The organism is Nocardioides sp., from assembly GCF_034670285.1.
Classification (GTDB): Bacteria; Actinomycetota; Actinomycetes; order Propionibacteriales; family Nocardioidaceae; genus Nocardioides.
Genome location: NZ_JAXMNS010000415.1, coordinates 1 through 3,228 on the forward strand (window position 1 = coordinate 1; position 3,228 = coordinate 3,228).

The 3,228-nt window shown below is 69.5% G+C and carries 5 protein-coding genes; 2 read left to right on the forward strand and 3 right to left on the reverse strand.

Annotation, left to right across the window (positions count from 1 at the left end):
- The 3 genes from VOI19_RS16865 to VOI19_RS16875 form a co-directional block, all read right to left on the reverse strand.
- The coding region (locus VOI19_RS16865; protein WP_323794114.1) for a PRC-barrel domain-containing protein at positions 1-605 on the reverse strand (605 nt) is incomplete at its 3' end.
- Between the two features lie 8 nt (positions 606-613).
- Positions 614-775: a hypothetical protein gene (locus VOI19_RS16870; protein ID WP_323794115.1), complete on the reverse strand. Its 162-nt coding sequence runs from the start codon at positions 773-775 to the stop codon at positions 614-616.
- Positions 776-863: 88 nt separating this feature from the next.
- Positions 864-1,310, reverse strand: coding sequence for an SRPBCC family protein (locus VOI19_RS16875; protein WP_323794116.1), 447 nt, complete (start codon positions 1,308-1,310; stop codon positions 864-866).
- A gap of 229 nt (positions 1,311-1,539) precedes the next feature.
- Between VOI19_RS16875 and pdhA the strand changes: the two genes are divergently transcribed.
- A complete protein-coding gene (pdhA, locus tag VOI19_RS16880; protein WP_323794117.1) occupies positions 1,540-2,721 on the forward strand; it encodes a pyruvate dehydrogenase (acetyl-transferring) E1 component subunit alpha in 1,182 nt (393 codons plus the stop codon).
- Positions 2,721-3,228 (forward strand): alpha-ketoacid dehydrogenase subunit beta (locus VOI19_RS16885; protein ID WP_416366394.1); only part of this gene is annotated, 508 nt, incomplete at its 3' end. The genes pdhA and VOI19_RS16885, both read left to right, overlap by 1 nt.

Below are 3,228 nucleotides of genomic sequence, written 5' to 3' on the forward strand. Positions count from 1 at the left end.
CAGCTCGTTCCCTTCAGCTGTGACCGGAAGGCCTGGACGGCGGCGCCGAACCCGGCGAGGTCGTGGCTGACGAAACCCTCCGCGCTGGCCGGCACCATGACGTGCTCGGAGGAGACCGACAAGGTGTCGGGCAGGGGGAGCAGGAGGCGGGGATTCTTTGCGCTGCTCGACGTCGAGGCCTTCAGTGCCTCCGAGGCCTCGATCTCGTAGCCCACGACGTCGCACGGGCCGCCGGTGCTGTTGTCGTACTCGATGACGACGTCGGAGACCTTGCCGAGGTCGGTGCCGCTGTCGGTGAGGACGCGGTCGCCGAGGACGTCGCCGCCGCTGCCCGTGGCCACGCCGGTCGAGCGGGCTGCGGCGATCACGCCGTCGACCGGCTCGAGCACCTCGGGGCCCGTGATCACGACGGCGTCCGGGCCGAGCCCACGCACGTTGCCCCAGGCGAGGCCGTCCTTGAGGGGGCCGCTCAACAGGCCGCGGCCGGCGAGGGTGAAGCCCGCGACGGCGCCACCGTCAGCGGAGAAGACGATGTCCTTGACCTGGGCGATGTCGTCTCCGGCGAGGGTGACGACCGGCAGGGAGGCGATCTCGGAGGTGCGCATCAACCTGCTCATGACGTGCCACCGGCGCCGGAGCCGGCATCCGTGGATCCGGTGCCGGGACCTCCCACGATCACGCCGCCCTTGCGACGCTTGGCCTGGATGGCGAGCAAGGCTCCCGCGACCACGACCACCACGACGAGGGCGATGATCGCCCATCCCCACCACTCCATGACGACTCCTTCTCCACATCCCGATGAGCCGACGTCACGTCGGCTCCTGCGCGAAGCCTACGGCTGCAAGCCACCGTGTGGGGTGGAACTACGCGGCGTCGCTCTCGGCGGCGGCCTTGAGCTTGACCATCGTGCCCTCGAGCGCCTTCTGCGTCCTGGAGCCGAAGGTAGCCGACAGCACGCCGCGCACGATCGGGTTGCACTTCGACAAGTCCCAGGTCTCGGTGACCTGCGTGCCGCCGTCCGCGGTGGGGGTGAGCTCGTAGCGCCAGATGTGCGGGTTCATGTGACGCCAGGCAATGAGCTTGTCGGCCTCGAACTCCACGACCTTGTTCTTGATCTTGTAGGACGCGCCCTGCTTCATGTCCATGCCGAACGTCGATCCCAGCTCGAGACGCTCGGGGCCGGAGATGGAGTCCTTGACGCTGCCCGAGCCGTCGATCCGCGGGTGCTGGCGCGGGTCGGCCAGGATCGCGAAGACGGTGGCCGGCGGTGCGGCGATGGTCGTGCTGGCGGTCCTGCTCTTGTCACTCATGACGCCGAGGCTAGCGTCCCCGAGGCCGCCCTCCGGGTGGGGTCCGCAGGAGGTGCGCCCGTCGGGTTGGCCCCACGCGGACCGGGCTTGTAGGTTGCTGCTCATCCGGACTGTGTCCCGGGTCACAGACCGCCACACCCCGTGCGGATCGTGAGCCCGGGGTGAACATCGGTCCCAGCTTCCCGATGAGCGGCGACCCCGTCTCGCCGGGTGACGACAAGGAGTCAGCATGAGTGACAGCTCACCCACCCCCGGCGGGGCGCCCAGCGGCACCTTCGGACCCGACCTGGCCGATGTCTTCGGCCCCAGCCAGGCCGACGGAGGCCCCGAGCTCGTCCAGCTGCTCACTCCCGAGGGGGAGCGGGTCCACCACCCCGAGTTCGACATGGACTTCTCCGCCGAGGACCTGCGCGGCTTCTACCGCGACATGGTGCTGACCCGGCGCATCGACACCGAGGCCACCGCCCTCCAGCGCCACGGAGAGCTCGGCATCTGGGCCCAGCTGCTCGGCCAGGAAGCCGCCCAGATCGGCGCCGGCCGCGCCCTGCGCCCGCAGGACTACGTCTTCCCGACCTACCGCGAGCACGGCGTGGCCTGGTGCCGCGGGCTCGACCCGCTCAAGCTCCTCGGTCTCTTCCGCGGTGTCGACCACGGCGACTGGGACCCCGCCGAGGTCAACTTCGCGCAGTACACGATCGTGATCGGCGCCCAGACCCTCCACGCCACCGGCTATGCGATGGGCATGCAGCGCGACGGCGACGTCGGCACCGGCGACCCCGACCGCGATGCCGCGGTGGTCGCTCACTTCGGTGACGGCGCCAGCAGCCAGGGTGACGTCAACGAGGCCTTCATCTTCGCCGCCTCCTACAACGCCCCGGTCGTCTTCTTCTGCCAGAACAACCAGTGGGCGATCTCGGAGCCCATCGAGCGCCAGTCGCGCATCCCGCTCTACCAGCGCGCGCTCGGCTTCGGCTTCCCCGGCGTGCGCGTCGACGGCAACGACGTGCTCGCGACGTACGCCGTCACGCAGGCCGCGCTGCAGCGTGCCCGCGACGGCCAGGGCCCCACCCTGGTCGAGGCCTACACCTACCGGATGGGCGCCCACACCACGACCGACGACCCGACCCGCTACCGGCTCTCCGACGACGTCGAGCGCTGGAAGCTCAAGGACCCGATCGCTCGGGTCAAGGTGTGGCTCGACCGCAACGGCCTGGCCGACAAGGAGTTCTACGAGTCGGTGGCCGCCGAGGCCGACGAGCTCGGCCACACGCTGCGCGAGGGCTGCAAGGCGATGCCCGACCCGGAGCCGATGAGCATGTTCGACCACGTCTACGCCGACATGCCGCCCGAGCTGGTCGCCCAGCGCGACAACTACGCCTCCTACCTCGAGACGTTCGAAGGAGCGCGCTGATGAGCACCCCCAGCACTCAGAAGATCACCCTGGCCAAGGGCCTCAACATGGGCCTGCGTCGCGCCATGGAGGACGACGACAAGGTCCTGCTGATGGGCGAGGACGTCGGCAAGCTCGGTGGCGTCTTCCGCATCACCGACGGTCTCCAGAAGGACTTCGGCGAGGACCGGGTCATCGACTCCCCGCTCGCGGAGTCCGGCATCGTCGGCACCGCGGTCGGTATGGCGATGCGCGGCTACCGCCCGGTCGTCGAGATCCAGTTCGACGGCTTCGTCTACCCCGCCTACGACCAGATCGTCTGCCAGGTCGCCAAGATCCACTACCGCTCCAAGGGCAAGACGAAGATGCCGATCGTCATCCGGATCCCCTTCGGTGGCGGCATCGGCGCGGTCGAGCACCACAGCGAGTCGCCCGAGGCGCAGTTCGCCCACACCCCCGGCCTCAAGGTCGTCGCGTGCTCGAACCCCGTCGACGGCTACTGGATGATGCAGCAGGCCATCGCCTGCG